We start from the raw sequence: 17,115 nt of genomic DNA on the forward strand, positions 1-17,115 counted from the left end.
CCCCGCCCCGCGCTCAGTCGAGGACCGTGGCGACGGCGTGCGCGATGCGCTCCAGCCAGCTGATCGCCTCGGTGGTGTCCGTCTCGGTGATGGGACGCCGCCGGCCCGGTTCGCCGTCCAGCAGGTCCGCGTCGTGGACGATCCTGTCGCGCCGCCCGGTGATCGAGACGTACCGCCTCTTCAGCGTCTGGGCGGTGTGGGAGGTGCTGCCGTAGTGCCACTCGTTGATCCGGGCCGCGGCCTCGGCCCAGACGTCCTTCTCCGTGACGAGCCCCAGCGCCTCGCTGACCCGGTGGGGGCTGAGGAGCGAGACGTCGCCCCACCGCGCCCTGACGTGCTCCACGACGGCGGCGGCCGGCGTCGTGGAGCCGCGCCGTACCTCGTCCAGCTTGGAGAAGGGGATCTCTAACCGCATCAGCCGGTCCGGCCTGCCGGTCGCGTCCCCGTCCGCCGCCTGCGCCACCCGGCGGTACAGTTCCGCGTGCAGCCAGTGGTCGACGGCCCCGACGGCCTGCACCCAGGCGGCCCGGTAGAAGTCCCCGGCGTCGGCCGCCGGCTCCTCGGAGCCGGCCAGGCCCTGCCCGGCCACGACCAGCCGCCGGGCGTAGTCGATGCCGTCCCTGAACTTCCGGAACTCGCGCGTGCGCGCGTAAGGAACCGCCATGTGACTCCCCCGTGGTGCCGGCTTGCGGTACCAAGATTCCCGATGCGGGGGAGGACAGGTCAACTCTTTCCGGACCAGTCTGCCCAATCTGGTATGGGTGTTCCTCGTCACGCCGCCGCCGGCTGCCCGCCGCCGGTGCGGGAGGCGGCGGCCGGCCTGCGCGCGCGGAAGGGCCCCGCCGGACACGTCCGGCGGGGCCCGGTGACGTCAGCGCGTCCCTGGGGCGGAGGGCCCCCGGGTCACCAGGTCACGTTGCCGTTGCCGCCGTCGAAGACGACGTCGGAGCAGGAGTAGAAGTTCTCCTGGCTGTCGGAGCGGGTCCAGTGGATGTAGAGGATGTGCTGGCCGGAACGCTGCGGGAGCTGGACGTTCCAGTAGTAGTGACCGGACTCGGAGCCGACGCTGCCCGACTGCGGCGGGTTGGTCACGGTGTTGATCTTCTCCAGGTCGCCCCAGGCCAGCGACTTGGTCGGGGACCAGCCCTGCTTGGTGATGTAGACGTCGAAGCGGCCCGGGTGGTGCGCCCAGTTGCTGTGCTTGATCTGGACGTTGGCACCGGAGGTGAGGTGCGTCTTCGGCCAGTCGGTGCGGGCGGCGTTGTACGAGGAGAAGTCGAACGGGCCCCGGTCGCCGCCGCTGCACAGCTTGCCGTCCGGGATGTAACCCGTGGTGCGTCCGCCGCCGTTGGAGTCGAGCACGGCGAACCAGTTGTACAGCCCGGTGGTGCCGTCCTCCCGGACCGAGGCGGCGCAGGCCGGGTTGGACGGCATCTGGTGCCCGTTCCTGATCAGGTCCTGGTAGCACAGGTAGGTGCGGGAGCCCGGCATCATGGTGGCGCCGTGCGCCGAGGCCGGGGTGGGCGCGGACGCCACGACGACGGAGAACAGCGCCGCTCCGAGGGCGGCTAAGAGGCGGGGGGAACGGACCGGCGCCGTGCGCCGGGCGGTGTGCTGAACGGCCATGGTGGGGGGGTCTCCTTCGGAGTCTTCCGCCGCGGCGGGCGACCGCCGGAGCCTGCCCGCCGGAGCGGGCCGGACCGGCCGTGACCCGTCGCCGGGATGTACAGCCATGCGCGGAGGCGCTCCCGTCGGCCGCGGTCGGCCGGGGCAGGTGGGGTCATCCGCGGACCGTCGATGGGAGCGCTCCCATCCCTCAAGGTATCGCCGCTCGGGGCGTTCGTAAACGCCTTCTCGGGACATGCCTGGGAAAGCGGGGGGCGATACGGGTGGAAACCGCCGTGAAACAGTCCCGTAACACGGGCCCGCGCGGGCCCTACGCGGCGGGTCCGCCGCCCTCTCCGGTGTCCCTGGTGTCCCCGCCGCCCCCACTGTCCCCGCCGCCCCCGGTGAGGTACGCGCGCATCACCTCGGTGTGCGTCGGGAAGGCCAGCTCGACCGGCTCCTCCAGCACGAGCCACTCCGTCGCCTCGGCCGTGGGCGCCGACGCCGGGAGGGCCGCGGCGTCCCGCTCGGGCAGCAGACCGAAGACCAGCAGGCTGGTGCCCCCGTTGTGGACGTCGACGAGCCGGACGTCCCGCGCGGCGGCCTCCAGCCCGGTCTCCTCCCACAGCTCGCGCACGGCGGCCTGCCGCCAGGTCTCGCCCAGCTCCATGTACCCGCCGGGCAGCGCCAGTTCGCCGCGGAAGGGCTCGATGTCGCGCCGCACCACCACCAGGCCCCGGCGGCCCGGTCCGGTGACGACGGGCTGGAGGACGACCGCCACGGGCAGCGGATTGGCCCAGTTCGTCTCGCCGCAGCCCGCGCAGTCCCTGGGCCACCCGGCGCCGGCCGCGTAGGGGGTGCCGCAGTACGGGCAGTGCGTGATGCGGCGGCCTGGCGTGAATCCCATGGGCGGACTGCCCCTCTCCGTGTACGTCCGCCGGCCGGCGGCTCGCGGCGCTCCGCCCACATCCAACCCGATGGGCCGGCGGGAGGAGGACGGGGGGCCGACAGAGGGCTGGCGAGGGGCTGGCGAGGGGCTGACGGGAGACCGACGGGGGCCCGGCCGCGCGGCCGGGCCCCCGTCGGCGGAGCCGCGGTGTCAGCAGTTCGGCACGCCCGGCAGCTTGGCGTCGGGGTGGTCGATGTAGATGTTGGAGATGAAACCGCCCTGGTCGCGGAGCTTGCTCCACCAGTTGTTGGTGTAGCCCTCGGCGTTGACGGTGTCGCCCTGCTTCTGGCAGACGACCGTGACCCGGGTGGGACCGGCCAGGGTGGTGACCACCGCCGAGGAGAGGTAGGCGTCGGCGCGGACGCGGACGCCCGAGCCCCAGGTCATGAAGCTGCTCCCGCCGCCGCAGCCGTTGTCGCTGGTGAGGTAGTACTGGTGGTAGCTGCCGGGGTAGGCCAGGGCCGAGCCGTTGATGCGGATGTTCTGCCCGACGCCGTTGTAGAGCTGCTCGTAGTGGATGTGCGCGCCGGAGGAGTTGCCGGTGCTGCCGGTGGTGCCGATCTGCTGCCCCTGGCCGACCCAGGCGCCGCCGGCCACGGAGAAGGACGCCAGGTGGAAGTAGTACGTCTTCCAGCCGCCGCCGTGGTCGATGACGATGTAGTTGCCCGCGCCGCCCGCCTGGTAGTGCCGGGTGGCGGTGCCCGCCGCCGAGGCCAGGACGGGGGCGCCCGCGGTGGCGCCGCCGTCGGCGCGGACGAAGTCCAGCGCGCGGCGCACCTCGGCGGAGTGGTGGCTGTAGGTCCACTTCTGGCCGCAGGCGTAGGGGGCCTTGAAGTTGGGGGCGGCCAGCGTGCCCGCCTCCGCCGCCCCGGCCGGGGTCGCGGTCAGGGCCCCGGCCAGCACGGCCAGCGTCCCGGCCAGCACGGCCATGAGCCGTCCGAACGGCCGGCGCCGCGAGGCGGGGGGCGTGAGGGATCGCGAAGACATGCGGTGGCTCCTCGTGGTGTGAGGGTGGGGGACCGCAGCCCGCGGAGCGCGCCGGCCGCCGGCTGCGAGTGGTGGGAACGTAACCGGCCCGGCGGCCCCTCACAACGGGCGGCGGGAGCCTTTCGATCCAGCTTGAATGCCTTGCCCCCGGCGGTCCCCGGCTCCCACGATGGCCGCCGCCCGTCCGCCGCGACCGCGGCCCCGTCCAGTCTTCCCCTCCCCGCCCTTCTCCCGTCCCTGTCCCCTCCTTCGCCCTCCCCCTCTTCTCCCCACAGCCCCGACCCCCGTCCCGAGGCCCCGAGGAGCCGGCACACGATGCACGCACACCCCCCCACCCCCCCCCCGCCCGCACCGCGGGGGGCCGCCCGGCGGCGTACCGCCCCGCGCCGCGTACGGACCCCGCTCGCCGTCCTCCTGCTCGCCCTGGGGATGCTCGGCACGGGCCTGGCCGCCCCCGCGTCGGCCGCCCGGAACGGCCCGGAGGCCCGCGTCCCGGCCGGAGTCACCGCGGGCGTCGCCGTCTTCGACCGCGGCACCGGCGCCTTCACCGAGCGGATCAACGCGGACCTGCGCTTCCGCTCCGCCTCGGTGATGAAGCTGCTCATCGTGCTGGACCTGCTGTGGGACCGCGGCCCGGACGCCGTCCCGGACGCCGACCGCACCCGTCTGACGGCCATGCTGCGCAGCAGCGACGACTCCGCCGCGAGCCACTACTGGTCCACCCGGGGAGGCGCCGCGATCGTGAACCGGATGGTCTCCCGGCTCGCCCTCACCGGCACCGCCCCGCCGCCGTCCACCCACCCCGGCTACTGGGGCTACACGGCCACCACCGCCGCGGACACCGTACGGATCTACCGCCACGTCCTCGACGCCGCGCCCGTGCCCGTGCGCGACTTCGTCATGGGCAACCTGCGGCAGGCCACCCGCTGCGCGAGCGACGGCTACGACCAGTACTTCGGCATCGCCTCCGCCTTCGAGCGGCCCTGGGCGGTCAAGCAGGGCTGGTCCGGCTTCAGCTCCGGCGGCTGCACCGCCGGCACCCCGGCCACGGCGTCCGCCGCCGCCCCCTCTTCCTCTGCCGACTCCGCCGCCCCCTCTTCCGCCGACTCCGCCTCTGCCTCCGCCTCCGCGGCGGAGCTGGACCTGGTGAGCGAGGCCCTGCACTCCACGGGCACGGTCGGCAGCGGCGACCGCGCCATCGTGGCCGTCCTCACCCTCCACCCCGACGGCACCCCGTACGGCACCGCCTACTCCCGGCTCACCGAGCTGGTCGGCTCGCTGGACGTCCCCGGAGCCCGGCGCCCGGCGGGCACTTGGGTCGGCACCTGGGGCTCCGGCGTCCGCGTCCGCACCGGGCCCACCACCACCTCCTCCGTGGTGACCACCCTGCCCGCCGGCGTCGACGTCCTGGTCGGCTGCCAGAGGCGCGGCCAGACGGTCTCCGTGCCGCCCTACACCAACGACTGGTGGGCGTACCTGCCCCAGTACGGCGGCTACATGACCAACATCTACGTCGACACCCCGGACAACCGGATCCCCGGCGTCCCCGACTGCGCGTAGGACCGCCTTCCGTCCCCGGGCGTCCCCGGGCGACCCGTCCCCCTGAGCGGCCCGCCCCCGGGCGACCGGCTCAGGGGACGGGGCCGTCCAGCAGCGCCGTGCCGAGCGGGGTGCGGCGGTGCAGCACCCGCATCCCGTCCCGCCGCGAGGCCACCAGCCCCGCGTCCCGCAGCACCGCCACGTGGTGGCTCACGGTCGACGGCGCCAGGCCCGTACGCGCCGCCAGGCCGGTGGTCGTCACCGGCTCCTCCAGCAGTTCCAGCACCCGCGAGCGCGTGCCGCCGATCAACTGCCCCACCGGCGGCGCCGCCTCGTCCCGCCGTAACCGGGCCAGCCAGCCGGGCGCGGGGGAGAGCGGGTGCACCAGGACCGGCGGCAGCGAGTCGTCCGCCAGCGCCAGCGGGGTGCGGACGCAGAAGAAGCCGGGCACCAGCGTCAACGTCCGCCCGTTCAGGCGCAGTTCGCGCTCCAGCGGATACGGGGCCCGCAGCGCGTGCCCGCCGCACTCCCACCCCTCCGGCGCGGCGTAGCTCGCCAGCAGCGCCTCCGCGCCCCCCGCCAGGGCGGCCTCGCCCCGCCGTGCGCGGTCCGCGGCGGCCTGCGCCCGGATGGCCGCCAGGTACGGCGCCACCGCCACGTCGTGGTAGCGGCGCAGGGAGTCGCCCAGCCACCGCAGTGCCTCCGCCCCGCCCTCGGCCACCCACCGCACGCTCCGCGGCACCGGGCCGCGGACGTACACCCGCGCCAGCTCGTCGGCCAGCCGCCGCCGGGGCGTGGCCAGCACCCGTTCGAGGGCCGCGTCCACGTCGTCCTCGCCGCGGCCGGGGGTGAGGAAGTCGGGGAAGTACGCGGCGGGCGGGCACAGCCGCATCAGCTCCCGGACCACCGGGACCATCCGGTGCCGCTCCAGCGCGGCGCGCACCTCGTGCCGCCACGGGTCGAAGACCAGGGCCGCCTGCCGGTTCTGCAGCAGATGCAGGCTCAGGACGGCCTCCCACAGCGGATCGGTCCGTTCCGCAACCCGCAGCCGGGCCAACTCCCCGCTGTCGAAGCGCACGTGCAACATGGCACACCCCGTCGAGGTCGCGGACCCGCCGGACCGGCGGGCCGGGCCGATTCCAGCGGGAGCCTTCCCCCCGTCGGCCCGGGTTGAACGGCCCCGCGCGACCGCGTGCCCGCCGGGGGCGGGTGGCATCCTTGCCCGGTGCCGACCGACGGACACGACGACGACCCGCTCGTCCCGGAGCGCGCCTCCCCGCACCCCCGGAGGACCACGGACCTGCTCGCGGTGCTCGACGGGGCCGTGGCCGCCCTCAAGACCCCTCTGGGCCGGGCGGACACGGAACAGGGCTGGACCGACGACCTCCGCCGGGAGATCCAGGAGGAGATCTCGGTCAGCCGCTCGGCGCTGCGGCGGCACGGCCCGGGCACGGTCCGGCACCTGCGCCCCCGCCTGGACGAGTGGCTGGCGCGCGAGGGCGTACGGCCGGGGCGTCTGCGCGACGCGGTGCTGGAGGCGCAGCGGCTGATCGCCGAGGCCCGCCGGACTGCCGGACGGGAGGACGGCTGACTTCGGGGATATTCGGTGGTCGGAGCCGCCGAGGAGGGCGACGATGAGTCGGTGACGGTCTTCCGCTGTGTGACGTGCCGGGCAGAGGTGACGCGCCCGGTCCGCGAGGTGCCCCTTCCGGATCCCGACGACGCCCGGGCCCCGTACGAGATGGACGACGGGGAGGAGTGCCCGCCGCGTATGGCGCCCGGAACGTTCGCCGTGAACCCCGCACCCGCGGGGGCGCCGTGGGTGGAGTCGCCGGACGAGGACGGGGGCAGGGTCCTGCTTCCGGGCGGCCCGCGGAACAGCATCGTCCTCTCCCCGGCGGACGTCCGGGGTCTGCGGCCGATCCATGGCAAGGGGCGGCGCAACGGCTGCTGCGGCCCCGACGGCCACGACGGGCCCAACCTCGCCTGCGCCGACTGCGGCGCGGAGATCGCCACCGAGTCCGGCGACTGCTGGACCTTCCAGCAGGTGGTCCTCGTCCCCACCGCCGTCGAGCCGACCGGGCCGTAGCCGGCGGCGGGGCGTTCCGGTACCTGTGGCACACCCGTGCCGAGTACGCACCCTTCGTCCACCACCACGGTTCCGACGTGACGAACTGGCCGGACCGTCCCGTCCCCGCCGACCCGCGCGAGCTGATGATGACGCTCCGGCTCGGTCACCGGGTTGACCACGGGCCCAGGTCGGCCGAGGGGTTCCCCGCCGCGTCCGCGCCCTGCGCAGGGGCGGCGGCCGGAAGGGCCGGCAGCCGTTCCGAGGTGGCCGTTTCCTCAGCCGATCATGCTCGTTCAAGGAACGGCGGGATCCGCCGAATGGGTGACCTCACGAGTGGTGAGGGTTGTCTCAGGAACAGCAACCGGAGGGAAGTGCCCATGGGGAACGTCCATGTGCGAAAGGGAGAGCACCGGTACGCCTACCACACCGATCCCGACTGTCCCGCGCTGAACGGCAAGCCGGAGACCTTCGTCGGGAAGGTGGAGATCCCCGAGGAGGACGCGGAGGCTCAGGGGCTCAAGCCCTGCCGGCAGTGCAGGCGGTAGGAGCCGTCGTCGTTCCGCGCGGGGCCGCGGCATCCGAGAGCCGCGGCCCTCCAGTGCGCGAAGAGCCATGCGGCGGGAAGCCTGCCGGCGGCCTCCCGCAGCCGGCGGCGGTGACGTAGGTGGGTGGCTGGGACCGGGCCGGCGGCCGGCGGCTGCGGGCGTTCTTCGGCTGCCTGCACTACGCGGCCCTGCGGCCTGGTGAGGCGCTGGGGCCGAGGCGGTCGGACTGCACGCTTCCGGAGAAGGGCCGGGGCCGGACCGAACTGGCGGAGCCCCGGCCGACGGCCGGTAAGGCGTGGACCGACTCGGGAGAGGCGCACGACCGGCAGGGCCTGAAGCAGCGTGCGGAGGGAGAGGGCCGGCTGGTGCCGATCCCGCCTCCACCGGTGCGGATGCTGCGGGAGCACCTGGAAGGGTTCGGCACGGCCGAGGACGGCCGGCTGCTCACCAGCGAGCGGGGCAACGTCATCGCGGCCTCGTCGTACTCCCGCCGCGTGTGGAAGCGGGCGCGGGAGCTGACGCTCCGGCCGGAACAGGTGTCCTCGGTCCTGGCGGCCAGGCCGTACGACCTGCGGCATGCGGGCGTCTCCCAGCGGCTCAACTCCGGTGTGCCCGCTCCGGAGGTTGCCGCACGCGCGGGTCACTCAGTAGATGTGCTCCTCAAGATCTACGCCAAGTGCATCGACGGCCAGGAAGCCGAGATGAACGAACGGATCATGAAGGGCCTCGGCGAGGAAGAACCGGAGGGGAGCGCTACACCCTGATCTGATCGACGCATCCGCAGAAGGGATTCCCAAGCAACGCGTGGGGCTCCCTTCACGCTGTGCCGACAGGGGCCCGTATCAGCCAGCATTTCCCCAGGTTGTGCCCAGGTTCGCTGCTCTGATCCATCCCTGCTCGGGAAGCCAGGCAACCACGGGGCTCTCGTGGAGTATGGAAGTGAGCCAGATGGCGTCTACCTCCTCGGGCAGCTCAGGTGGAACCGTTGGGAACTCCTCGTCCCTGCTGAGAGGGATGGCTTCCAGGTACTCCCAGCCGTAGAGCAGGAAAGCGTGCCTCTCGTCCGCCTCCGCAGCCGACAACTGCTTGCGGATCTTGGCCATCTCGGGGCCTGCCAGCTTTGAGCACGCCGCTGACACCGCGTGATCGATGCTCGGAACGCCGCCACCCCACGGGGCAGACATGACGTAGTAGCCCGGAGGATGCTTCTCCGTGGGTTGGACGCAGAGAAGATCGTCTACACCGAGACGTTCCAGCTTCTCGCTCAGCTTCCCCCTACGCCACGGCCGAGTGAGCCCAGATGTGTCCAGGGCTTCGATCTCGGCGAGAAGCTTCGGCAGCTGTTGCAACGCTCGGTTCCAACGTCGACCTGGCTCCATGTAGGCAGTCCATGAGTCCTTCAGGCTGCTGTCCTGCGTGTAGCCGATCTGGCTGGCTTTCGCTTCTGCTTCCCTGTGCTTCGGGTCTACCAGAAGCTTCACTTCGGCGGCGCAGTCGCGCTCCTCGTGCCTGAACTTCAGGTCGTGCGCGCCCTGTTTCCCGTCGGCGTCGTGTACCTCGACCTTGACTCTCAAGGTTGCCTCGATGCACTGCCGCGCGATCATCGCAGCGACGTCTATCCGTCCATGGTCGGCCATGCAGTGAACGTAGAGCCAAGGGAGGGCAGTGAGGCTGATTCCTGCAGAACCGGGCTGAGTCGTCGGTGGATCCTGGTAGCTTCACGTCGCCTAAATACCCAGCTCAACGGCAGAGCCACTGCATGGGGCACCGTACAGAAGCGATCAAGATCATTACGTCGTCATTACGTGATCACTGTCATGGGGCTGCCTCCGGCGGCATCCGACTGCACACGTAAGGAGACCCCGCACCCAGCATCGTGGCTGGTGGCGGGGTCTGTCGGCACCTTCTTCAAGGTGCCCCCGGCAGGATTCGAACCTGCGCACACGGCTCCGGAGGCCGCTGCGACGTGCTGCGTTGGTGCAGGTCAACGGCACTTCGCTGAGTCATAGAACGACGCCTGTCCACACATGGTCCACGGCCAACGCTCCCGCCCGGGACTCGTTCTGGAAGGCCCTCACCTCGAGAGGGTGAGGGCACGAAATGGTGGTTGTCAGTCCTTAACCGCGCGTGGGTCGTCCGGGTGCTTCCCAGTCTGCTCGTTCAGCAGGCCCAGACCGCTCGACAAAGCGTCAAAGACTGTGTGCGTGACGACGTTGGCGAACTCCTCGGCGGAGCTCGGGACTTCGCCTTTCGCCTCCAGGCTGTACCACACTCCGATCATCCGCTCGTAGAGATTTTCAGAAAGGTTCTTCGCGGCGTAGGCGCCGTAGTCCTTACCCATGCCCGGAAACTACCTTGATCCGATCATCTGAGTCACGAGGTTTCGGAGACTTCTTTGGGACGGTGCCTATGGTGGGCAAGGGAGGACCGAGCAGTTGCCTCCGACAGTGCCAGGCACGCCGCAGCGAGGCTGCGGCGTGCCCATGCGTCTTGGATCGTAGGTGCCATGGTCGGAGCTACCCGTCGATGACATACCTGACGAGAGTTGGTGTCAGCCCCCCGGCCTGTCGACGAGGTCGCCCATGCTGCCAATCTCTCCTGCCGACCAGTGCTCGCCGAGCAGGAGCAGTCCCTTGTTCATCAAGATCTCCACGGCCCGATAAGGCTCCGCGATGACACCGGGCTCGGGGTAGTAGATCTTGACTGTCTCGGCCATCAGACCGTCGGGGTCAAGGCCACCGGTGTCGTAGTTGCTCCCGCCGCGGGTGCCAGGGGCGCGGTCCAGGTCGACTTGGTTTTCGATCGCATAGGCAAAACCGAGGCGTACTCGGTCCGCCAACTGCGTCTTCTCCGAGATTCCCAGCCAGTGGATGAGATCAGCTGCGGCCTGGGTCGCCTCGATGGTGAGCGAGATGTTCTTGAGATCAGCCATCAGACAGCCGCCCTCCGGCGCTCAATCACAGTGTGCTTGGAGCTTCGCCGCTCCAACTGGTACTCGGCCACCAGGTTGCTGCCCAGTGCCTGGAGCGCAGCTCCTCGATCAAACTCTCCGTCGAACGAGAGCAGGATCACCTGTCGCGCCATTCGTGGCAGAGCCGCGACGACATGCGCCGTGTTGTCGGTATCCAGGCGACCGAATGGGTAGTCCATGACCACCGGCCCCCGTACCGCTGCGCTGTCTTGGAGGGCGGCAATCAGAGACAAGGCCACAAGGTGCTCGTAGCCTGCGGATCGCCTCACTACTTCGCCATCCTTGTCAAGGATCTCAAGCCCGTAGCTGTCGGTGATGCGCAGCCCCACGTAGTCGGGTTCGGACGCCAGGACGCGGAAGATTTCCGAGGCGTGCTTTTCGACGCGGCGGCGAAGCTTCGTTCTGTAGGCGTCGATCGAGTCGCTGAACAGATCGCGGAGCCGTTGGGCCACCTCGTCCTTCAACTCGACAGTGCGGTCGGGGGTCACCTGCTTCCGGAGCCGCCGCTTGAAGTCCTCGATGTCAGCTTCCTTCTTGCGGATCTGCTCTCCAAGAGCCGCAAGTCGATCTTTATCGCGCTCGAGCTTGGCATGGCGCTCATCGCGCTCGGTGGACAGCGCGCGCACCTGCTCCTCGCTCTGCCCAATCTCGTCAATCTGCTGCCTCAGCTCTGCGATGTCGCCGTACAACTCCTCCTTCTCCAGCCGCACTTGGCGAAGGTTGGCGTCACGTTCCACGATGAGGCGAACGTCTTGTTGGGCGAGAGTCTGAAGAGTGCGACGCTTGGCCCGGAGCCGGTCCAAGCGAGTCTGCACGTCCTCCTGGTGCCCAGTCGATGCGATTTGCTTGATCTTCTCTGTCAGTTCGACATGCAAGGCCGGCGGGATCTCGCGACGACAGACCGGGCAGTCGTTAGATGCGTGTAGGTGCGACAGATCTCGCATGGCGGCAGCGGCTTCGCTGAGCTCGGTCTCCGCCATGGCGACAGCACTGTCTACTTCGGCGAGATGTTCAGTTGCGGAGCGAGCCAGAACAGCTTTCCACAGGTCTGTGGAAAGCTCGTCAAGGGCGGCTATCGCTGCTTTCTCCCGGCCTTCTACCCCTGCGATCTGTACTTCCAGTTGATCGATCTTGCCGAGGATGTGCTGAGCCTTCTGCTGTTCGCGCATCAAGACATCGAGCTCGGAGATTCGATTCTGACCCGCCTCGATCTGGGATTCGATCTCGCTGTAATCCCTCTGGAGGCGATCGCGGACGTCCTGGGCTTCCTTGAGAGCCAGGCCCATACGGTTGGTCTCGTGGTTGGCAGCGTACTGCTCGCTCAGCTGCTTCGATGCCGCTCGCGAGATCGCTATGGCATCGGCTTTTGCATTGCCGACGATCGGAATCCCGAGAACCCGTTCGATGCTCCGCTCCAGCTCGGCGCCCTTTTCGCTCCCAGGATCAAGCAGGTCCTCGTACTGGCGAAGGAGCTCACCGTCGAACAGGAAGAACTGGCTCACCGATTCCGGAGCGATCATCCGGATGATTCTCCTGGAATCATCCGGAGACAGTACCTCGCCGTCGCGCTGCAAGATGATGGTCTCGTTCGGTTGTGTGCCCTCGTCGTACCGTCGGATCAGACGGTAGGGAACACCCTTGTCGTGGAAGTCCAGCACTGTTTCGAAGGCTCCCAGGCCACCTGCCTCCTTGCGAGCCTCCGTGTTTACGAGGTCAGAGGCTTCTTCGGCGCCGCGACGGCCATGAATTTCGCCGTACAGTGCGTATCGGAAGGCGTTGTGGAGAGTGGTCTTGCCGCGCCCATTGGGCCCGTAGACGATGTAGACCCCGCGATCGCTGGAGAAGACCATCTCCTGGCGTCCCCGGTAAGGGCCGAAGTTTTCGACTGTAAGTCGATCAAGAGTCAACATCAGATGGCCCCCTCCGCAGATGCCCGTTGGGTAACCCACCGGTTGACGGTCTGTTCTGTACGCTTGCGGGCTTCGGCATGGTCCTCAGCGAACTGGTGCTGCACCCGAAGGATTTCGCTGACAAGTTCAGGATCCAGGTCCGGATAGCGTTCCTTCCGGACCTCCTCCACGGTCGCCAGCAAGTCTGCCGTCTCCTCACTCCGGTCAGGCATCCGCTTCCCCCTCATCGTCCTCGATACCCTCCGGTCGGATCTCATCAAGCTGACTGAGAGACAACCCCATCGATACCCACTTGTCTTCCAGAACTGAAACGGAACTCTGCGTGATACTCCAGCCGGCGAATTGGATAGCTCGTGACAGTTCACCTACAACGAGAGGCCATGATGGATCATCCCTCTGTGTAGTTTCTGGCAGGACCAATACGTCGATCAGCGTAGCTACAGTCTTGTTAGGAGAGCGCCGAAGGATCCGCCCCCGTCGCTGAATGAACTCGCGGGGGTTCCGCGAACTGGCCAGGATCAGAGCATGTGAGGCCGAAGGGATATCTACACCCTCATCCAGACACTTGATCGCGACCACGATCCCGCCGCTGATATCAAATAGCCTCAGTGTGGCTTCCGAGTCCCCGCGCATCTGACTGTGGTACTCAAGCGAAGAAATTCCCCTGGCTGAGAGTGCTTGCCGCACCAGAGACATTTGGTCCTGGTTATCACAGTAGATGAGCCACTTCTGATCCTTTTCGGGGCGATAGTGCTCTGCCACAAGGTCAGCAGCTCGGGATACTTTGAGCGCCGCACCCTTGGCGATACGGGCTCGCTCGATGAGCTTGCGACGCAATTGGTCTTGAGTATGGGACGTAGCGCCAGGTGCCTGGGCCATGGCGTATCGCTGCCGGATCTCGCTGGTCAGGCGATCCCAGCGTTCCTCTTCGTCCTCCGTCAGGCCCACCCAGGACGGGTGGTAGACGTACGGGGCCAGTACGCCGTCGTCAAGGGCATTCTTCAAGGTGTACTGGTGGATGACGCCACCGAAGTAGCTGTCGACCGCAGATGTGCCTTCTGGGTCGTTGGCCCGTTCCGGTGTGGCGCTTAGTCCGAGACGCCAAGGAGTATCAAGCCATTCGAGGATAGTGCGGAACCGGGGACTGCCTAGCCGATGTGCTTCGTCAGCGATGGTGAACACCTTGCTGGCTACCGGTCGCAGTTGCGCCCGAAATGCGGGGCTGGACGCCGTGTTGAGGACTGCGATCAAGACGTGCTTGCGTCCAGGGCGACTGGACTCCACAGCGGCACGGAGCGCGCCGCTGCGGCTCCAACGATCGTGGCCACCACCCGCCAGCACTGCGCGGGCGCCGAGCAGTTCGTGAACCTGCTTTGCCCACTGATCCAGCAGCAGGCGGGAGGGCACGAGGATCAGTGGCGTCAGACCTTGCTCAAGAGCGAGGCCGGCAGAGTGGAGACCGGTGATTGTCTTGCCGGAGCCCGTGGCGTGGGCCAGTAGTCCGGTGTGCTCGTGGGTCTCCCATGCACGTACTGCGGCGCGCTGATGTTCGCGGAGTTGGATGCCTCCGAGCGTGAACTCCTCTTTGGGTGGTCGCCCGATGCGTCCTGCAGCGACGTCGCGGAGCAGGGCGGTGAGGTCCGCGTCTTCCGCGACGTGCTCGAGTTCCTCTCTGATTTCATGAGGGAGGCCGATGACGGTGACACCCGGGACGACCCCTTCCCAGAGCCGCTCGAAGCGAGCGACGGCATGGCGGGCTCGCTCGGCGTCACGGCCGCCCTCCCAAGACGGCCACACATCGATCGATTCGATGTTGCCGTCAGGCGAGAGCCCGAGGTAGCTCTCGTTGGCAGATCCGCGGAAGCCGACGACATCTCCAGCGGTGTCAGTAAAAAGACCCACTTTGTCATGGAACATGCGTTTGTTGTGAATGGACGCCTTGGGTGTGACGCGGGCCAACTTCACATCCAGCCGTCCTGCGGCGACCAGTGCAGCCAGCAGGCGGGCGGTGTCGGCATGAGAAGAGCGAAGAAGCTGTGCGAGTTCGCCTCGCAATTTCGTGACGAGCTCAGCGTCGTCGCGTACTTCGTAGCCGTAAACGAGACTGTCGGCGTCGGCTGTGCTCAGTCTGGGCGAGCACAGGATGCGCATGGAGCCCGAGTTTTCCAGGAAGAAAGCCTCAAGCCCGGACTGCGTCAGATGGAACGCCGTTGAGCTGAAGAAGCCGGTGATTCGGTCATAGTGGGAAGCCTCGCGCAGGCACGGGTCATAGAAGTCACGAGGGATGTCGTCGGTATCCGTGGTGTATTCAGTTCGCAGGCTGCCAAGGTTCCTGAGCATCAGAACAACCCCTCGCACATTGCTTCATTGCTCAGGTCGATTCGCAGGCTCAGTGCCTCCACGAGACGATGGGGGCGGGCGGCGACGATCGTCTCCGTCAATCCTCCATGAAGCCTGCGAGAGCCGTGTGAGATGTCCTTCGCCAAGGCGGCCCAGACGATTTCAGGCGGAGTTTGTACATTCTTGGAGGACCCAAAGCCGCCGTTCAGGTCATGTAGATCGGCGTCCCACAAGATGAACAGGTTCCAGTCAGGGTGGTACCCCATGGCGATCGGCCGAATGTTGTCAGCCCGATCGAACCAGCGCCGCTTCGCCTCCGGGGGTGCGGGCTTGCCATCACGCGTGACACCGACAGTCAACTGGATCTTGAACGTCCCCAGCTGGCGCTCAGACGGGTGCTGCGTCGCCGTGTAGACGTAGAACCGGAGGCGCGGGGGCAGCGGCGAGGCCAGATCGAGAACGAGTGGCTTGTGCTTCAGGGCTTCGTCAGGGGGTACACCGTCGACGGCAGATCCCAAGGCGCGGACCAGTACACGATGCAAGTAGCCGCTGGTGAAGTTCTTGGCAGGCCGGTACCGCTCCTGAAACTCGTCCTCCGGCAGCGTGAGCCAGCCGGGCGTTGTCGATCCCACGCCTCCCCCTCGTCCGCAACCCTACTGTCCGTCGTCGGCCATGTACACAGTCTCAGACGCCACTGACATTCGGCCTGGCTCAAGGCGTCGTAGTGGCAGCCAGCAGCCTCAGTGGCCGCTATAGTGTCTGGGGTTGATCGGAGGGGCTCTACATGCAGGACGTCCTTGATCGCTTGCGGTCGGGTCGCGTTTGCTACACCACGCCGCACGGCGCTCAGCTCACAGGTGACAGCTTGGAGCTGCTTGGCGAGTTGCCGGCGAACAGCGTCGACCTCTTTATGACAAGCCCCCCCTTCCCTCTCCTGCGTAAGAAGGCTTACGGAAACAAGGATCAAGAGGAGTACGTCGCCTGGCTCGTGAAGTTCGCGAAGCTAGCGAAGGATGCTCTCAAGCCCACGGGTAGCCTCGTGATCGACATTGGTGGCGCTTACCAACAAGGCGTACCGGTGAGGTCGCTGCATCAATTCCGTGCACTGCTCGCATTTGTTGACGACCTTGGCTTCTTCCTGGCCGAGGAGTTCTATTGGTACAATCCCTCGAAGCTGCCGTCACCCATTGAATGGGTAAATAAGCGTAAGTGGCGTGCCAAAGATGCGGTCAATACGGTTTGGTGGCTCTCGAAAACCGAGCGGCCAAAGGCTGATGTCGGTAAGGTCCGCGTACCCTACTCCAAGTCCATGCAGCAGCTGCTAAAGGACCCTGCAGCCTATTACACGCCAAAGGAAAGGCCGTCTCACCACAACATCGGCAAGGCATTTGGTATCGATAACGGTGGCGCGCTCCCTTCTAATCTGCTTGAGATCCCCAACCTGCTCGAGCTCCCTAACAGTCAGTCCAATGATGCGTACCTTCGCACGCTAAAGGCAATGGACCGCCCGGGTCACCCCGCTCGATTCCCGATCAAGCTGCCCTCATTCTTCATTGAGATGCTGACCGATCCGGGAGACGTCGTTGTGGACTTCTTCGGAGGCTCGAACACGACTGGCCGAGCTGCGGAAAACCTGGGCAGGAACTGGCTGTCGTTCGAGCTGGACCCTGCATACGCTGCCCTCTCTGCTGTGCGGTTCATGGAGGGCCAGGACCTCAAGGCCATACAGCGGGCGGTGAAGAAGATCGAGGGTGGCGCCACGCTGGAGCTGACAGACGTTTCCACCCAGTCGAACAAGAAGGCCGAGGCGCCTGGCAAGCCGGAGGGTACTGCTGGCTCAACTCAGCTGAGCATCGTTGCTGACTGAGGAAAACAATGCTCTGGGGCCTTTGTCTCGGTGGTAGCAGTAAGTGATGTGAGCTGAGTTGGGTTCGACGAACTGCGTACCGAAAACTTCGCGAGCGCCCTGTCGAAGGCGTGGCTCCTGGCTTCCCCTGCTCATGCTCAGGTTGAATTCGTGATGCCTGGTAGTCGGTGAGTACTTCGGACACGAGAATGCCAGTTAGCTCTGGGTGATGTGAGCGGTTCGGGCGAGACGGCGTGAGGTCGGCGTAGCGACTTTGGCCGGGAGCTGCTTTGGCGCGAGTGATCATGGCCCCTTACGCTGGCCCGCGGATCGGGCAGGCTTGTGGACCTGC

The 17,115-nt window shown here is 67.7% G+C and carries 16 protein-coding genes, 1 tRNA gene and 2 pseudogenes; 6 read left to right on the top strand and 13 right to left on the bottom strand.

The window, feature by feature from the left end; translation table 11 throughout:
• Positions 1–13 precede the first annotated feature (13 nt).
• The 4 genes and pseudogenes from QC029_RS17845 to QC029_RS17860 form a co-directional block, all read right to left on the bottom strand.
• On the bottom strand, positions 14–664 hold the full coding sequence (locus tag QC029_RS17845; RefSeq protein ID WP_279556685.1) for a hypothetical protein: 651 nt from the start codon (positions 662–664) through the stop codon (positions 14–16).
• A 245-nt stretch (positions 665–909) separates the two neighbouring features.
• Positions 910–1,494: pseudogene (locus QC029_RS17850) on the bottom strand (lytic polysaccharide monooxygenase); the annotation flags it as partial.
• Between the two features lie 442 nt (positions 1,495–1,936).
• Positions 1,937–2,512 (bottom strand): NUDIX domain-containing protein, encoded by a 576-nt coding sequence (locus tag QC029_RS17855; RefSeq protein ID WP_279556686.1) that lies wholly within the window; start codon positions 2,510–2,512, stop codon positions 1,937–1,939.
• Between the two features lie 192 nt (positions 2,513–2,704).
• Positions 2,705–3,541 carry a M23 family metallopeptidase gene (locus tag QC029_RS17860; RefSeq protein ID WP_279556687.1) on the bottom strand — a complete coding sequence of 279 codons (837 nt, stop codon included), beginning with the start codon at positions 3,539–3,541 and terminating at the stop codon, positions 2,705–2,707.
• 429 nt (positions 3,542–3,970) lie between these two features.
• On the opposite strand from QC029_RS17860, the gene QC029_RS17865 reads away from it, so the two are divergent.
• Positions 3,971–5,101, top strand: coding sequence for a hypothetical protein (locus QC029_RS17865; protein WP_279556742.1), 1,131 nt, complete (start codon positions 3,971–3,973; stop codon positions 5,099–5,101).
• Between the two features lie 70 nt (positions 5,102–5,171).
• Here QC029_RS17865 and QC029_RS17870 read toward each other — a convergent pair whose 3' ends face one another.
• On the bottom strand, positions 5,172–6,167 hold the full coding sequence (locus QC029_RS17870) for a helix-turn-helix transcriptional regulator (RefSeq protein WP_279556688.1): 996 nt from the start codon (positions 6,165–6,167) through the stop codon (positions 5,172–5,174).
• 138 nt (positions 6,168–6,305) lie between these two features.
• On the opposite strand from QC029_RS17870, the gene QC029_RS17875 reads away from it, so the two are divergent.
• The 4 genes and pseudogenes from QC029_RS17875 to QC029_RS17890 form a co-directional block, all read left to right on the top strand.
• Positions 6,306–6,671, top strand: coding sequence for a hypothetical protein (locus tag QC029_RS17875; protein ID WP_279556689.1), 366 nt, complete (start codon positions 6,306–6,308; stop codon positions 6,669–6,671).
• 15 nt (positions 6,672–6,686) lie between these two features.
• Positions 6,687–7,169 carry a hypothetical protein gene (locus tag QC029_RS17880; RefSeq protein WP_279556690.1) on the top strand — a complete coding sequence of 161 codons (483 nt, stop codon included), beginning with the start codon at positions 6,687–6,689 and terminating at the stop codon, positions 7,167–7,169.
• A gap of 359 nt (positions 7,170–7,528) precedes the next feature.
• Positions 7,529–7,696, top strand: a complete 168-nt coding sequence (locus QC029_RS17885; protein WP_279556691.1) for a hypothetical protein — start codon at positions 7,529–7,531, stop codon at positions 7,694–7,696.
• Positions 7,697–7,803: 107 nt separating this feature from the next.
• Positions 7,804–8,460: pseudogene (locus tag QC029_RS17890) on the top strand (site-specific integrase); the annotation flags it as partial.
• 78 nt (positions 8,461–8,538) lie between these two features.
• Here the strand turns inward: QC029_RS17890 and QC029_RS17895 are convergent.
• The 8 genes from QC029_RS17895 to QC029_RS17930 all read right to left on the bottom strand — a co-directional run bounded on the left by QC029_RS17895 (position 8,539) and on the right by QC029_RS17930 (position 15,549).
• On the bottom strand, positions 8,539–9,333 hold the full coding sequence (locus QC029_RS17895) for a hypothetical protein (RefSeq protein ID WP_279556692.1): 795 nt from the start codon (positions 9,331–9,333) through the stop codon (positions 8,539–8,541).
• Positions 9,334–9,613: 280 nt separating this feature from the next.
• Positions 9,614–9,696, bottom strand: a tRNA-Arg gene (locus QC029_RS17900).
• Positions 9,697–9,806: 110 nt separating this feature from the next.
• The gene (locus tag QC029_RS17905) at positions 9,807–10,037 is read right to left on the bottom strand and encodes a hypothetical protein (RefSeq protein ID WP_279556693.1); all 231 of its coding nucleotides are present in this window, start codon (positions 10,035–10,037) and stop codon (positions 9,807–9,809) included.
• Between the two features lie 210 nt (positions 10,038–10,247).
• Positions 10,248–10,628: a hypothetical protein gene (locus QC029_RS17910; RefSeq protein WP_279556694.1), complete on the bottom strand. Its 381-nt coding sequence runs from the start codon at positions 10,626–10,628 to the stop codon at positions 10,248–10,250.
• Positions 10,628–12,577 carry an AAA family ATPase gene (locus tag QC029_RS17915; RefSeq protein WP_279556695.1) on the bottom strand — a complete coding sequence of 650 codons (1,950 nt, stop codon included), beginning with the start codon at positions 12,575–12,577 and terminating at the stop codon, positions 10,628–10,630. The genes QC029_RS17910 and QC029_RS17915 overlap by 1 nt, the downstream gene beginning before the upstream one ends.
• Positions 12,577–12,759, bottom strand: a complete 183-nt coding sequence (locus QC029_RS17920) for a hypothetical protein (RefSeq protein ID WP_279556696.1) — start codon at positions 12,757–12,759, stop codon at positions 12,577–12,579. Before QC029_RS17920 ends, QC029_RS17915 begins: the two co-directional genes overlap by 1 nt.
• Before the next feature lie 22 nt (positions 12,760–12,781).
• Complete coding sequence (locus tag QC029_RS17925) at positions 12,782–14,917, bottom strand: DEAD/DEAH box helicase family protein (protein WP_279556697.1); 2,136 nt, start codon at positions 14,915–14,917, stop codon at positions 12,782–12,784.
• Positions 14,917–15,549 carry a hypothetical protein gene (locus QC029_RS17930; protein ID WP_279556698.1) on the bottom strand — a complete coding sequence of 211 codons (633 nt, stop codon included), beginning with the start codon at positions 15,547–15,549 and terminating at the stop codon, positions 14,917–14,919. The genes QC029_RS17925 and QC029_RS17930 overlap by 1 nt, the downstream gene beginning before the upstream one ends.
• A 152-nt stretch (positions 15,550–15,701) precedes the next feature.
• On the opposite strand from QC029_RS17930, the gene QC029_RS17935 reads away from it, so the two are divergent.
• Positions 15,702–16,784, top strand: coding sequence for a site-specific DNA-methyltransferase (locus QC029_RS17935; protein WP_279556699.1), 1,083 nt, complete (start codon positions 15,702–15,704; stop codon positions 16,782–16,784).
• The last annotated feature ends 331 nt before the right edge of the window (positions 16,785–17,115 follow it).

This window comes from Streptomyces sp. DH37 (genome assembly GCF_029813835.1).
Classification (GTDB): Bacteria; Actinomycetota; Actinomycetes; order Streptomycetales; family Streptomycetaceae; genus Streptomyces.

What these genes read in the sequence shown, in the direction of transcription:
- QC029_RS17935 (WP_279556699.1), top strand. Translation starts at nt 15,702, where the DNA reads ATGCAGGACGTCCTTGATCGCTTGCGGTCGGGTCGCGTTTGCTACACC.
- QC029_RS17910 (WP_279556694.1), bottom strand. Translation starts at nt 10,628, where the DNA reads ATGGCTGATCTCAAGAACATCTCGCTCACCATCGAGGCGACCCAGGCC.
- QC029_RS17925 (WP_279556697.1), bottom strand. Translation starts at nt 14,917, where the DNA reads ATGCTCAGGAACCTTGGCAGCCTGCGAACTGAATACACCACGGATACC.
- QC029_RS17860 (WP_279556687.1), bottom strand. Translation starts at nt 3,541, where the DNA reads ATGTCTTCGCGATCCCTCACGCCCCCCGCCTCGCGGCGCCGGCCGTTC.
- QC029_RS17885 (WP_279556691.1), top strand. Translation starts at nt 7,529, where the DNA reads ATGGGGAACGTCCATGTGCGAAAGGGAGAGCACCGGTACGCCTACCAC.
- QC029_RS17905 (WP_279556693.1), bottom strand. Translation starts at nt 10,037, where the DNA reads ATGGGTAAGGACTACGGCGCCTACGCCGCGAAGAACCTTTCTGAAAAT.
- QC029_RS17845 (WP_279556685.1), bottom strand. Translation starts at nt 664, where the DNA reads ATGGCGGTTCCTTACGCGCGCACGCGCGAGTTCCGGAAGTTCAGGGAC.
- QC029_RS17870 (WP_279556688.1), bottom strand. Translation starts at nt 6,167, where the DNA reads ATGTTGCACGTGCGCTTCGACAGCGGGGAGTTGGCCCGGCTGCGGGTT.
- QC029_RS17855 (WP_279556686.1), bottom strand. Translation starts at nt 2,512, where the DNA reads ATGGGATTCACGCCAGGCCGCCGCATCACGCACTGCCCGTACTGCGGC.
- QC029_RS17895 (WP_279556692.1), bottom strand. Translation starts at nt 9,333, where the DNA reads ATGGCCGACCATGGACGGATAGACGTCGCTGCGATGATCGCGCGGCAG.
- QC029_RS17865 (WP_279556742.1), top strand. Translation starts at nt 3,971, where the DNA reads ATGCTCGGCACGGGCCTGGCCGCCCCCGCGTCGGCCGCCCGGAACGGC.
- QC029_RS17915 (WP_279556695.1), bottom strand. Translation starts at nt 12,577, where the DNA reads ATGTTGACTCTTGATCGACTTACAGTCGAAAACTTCGGCCCTTACCGG.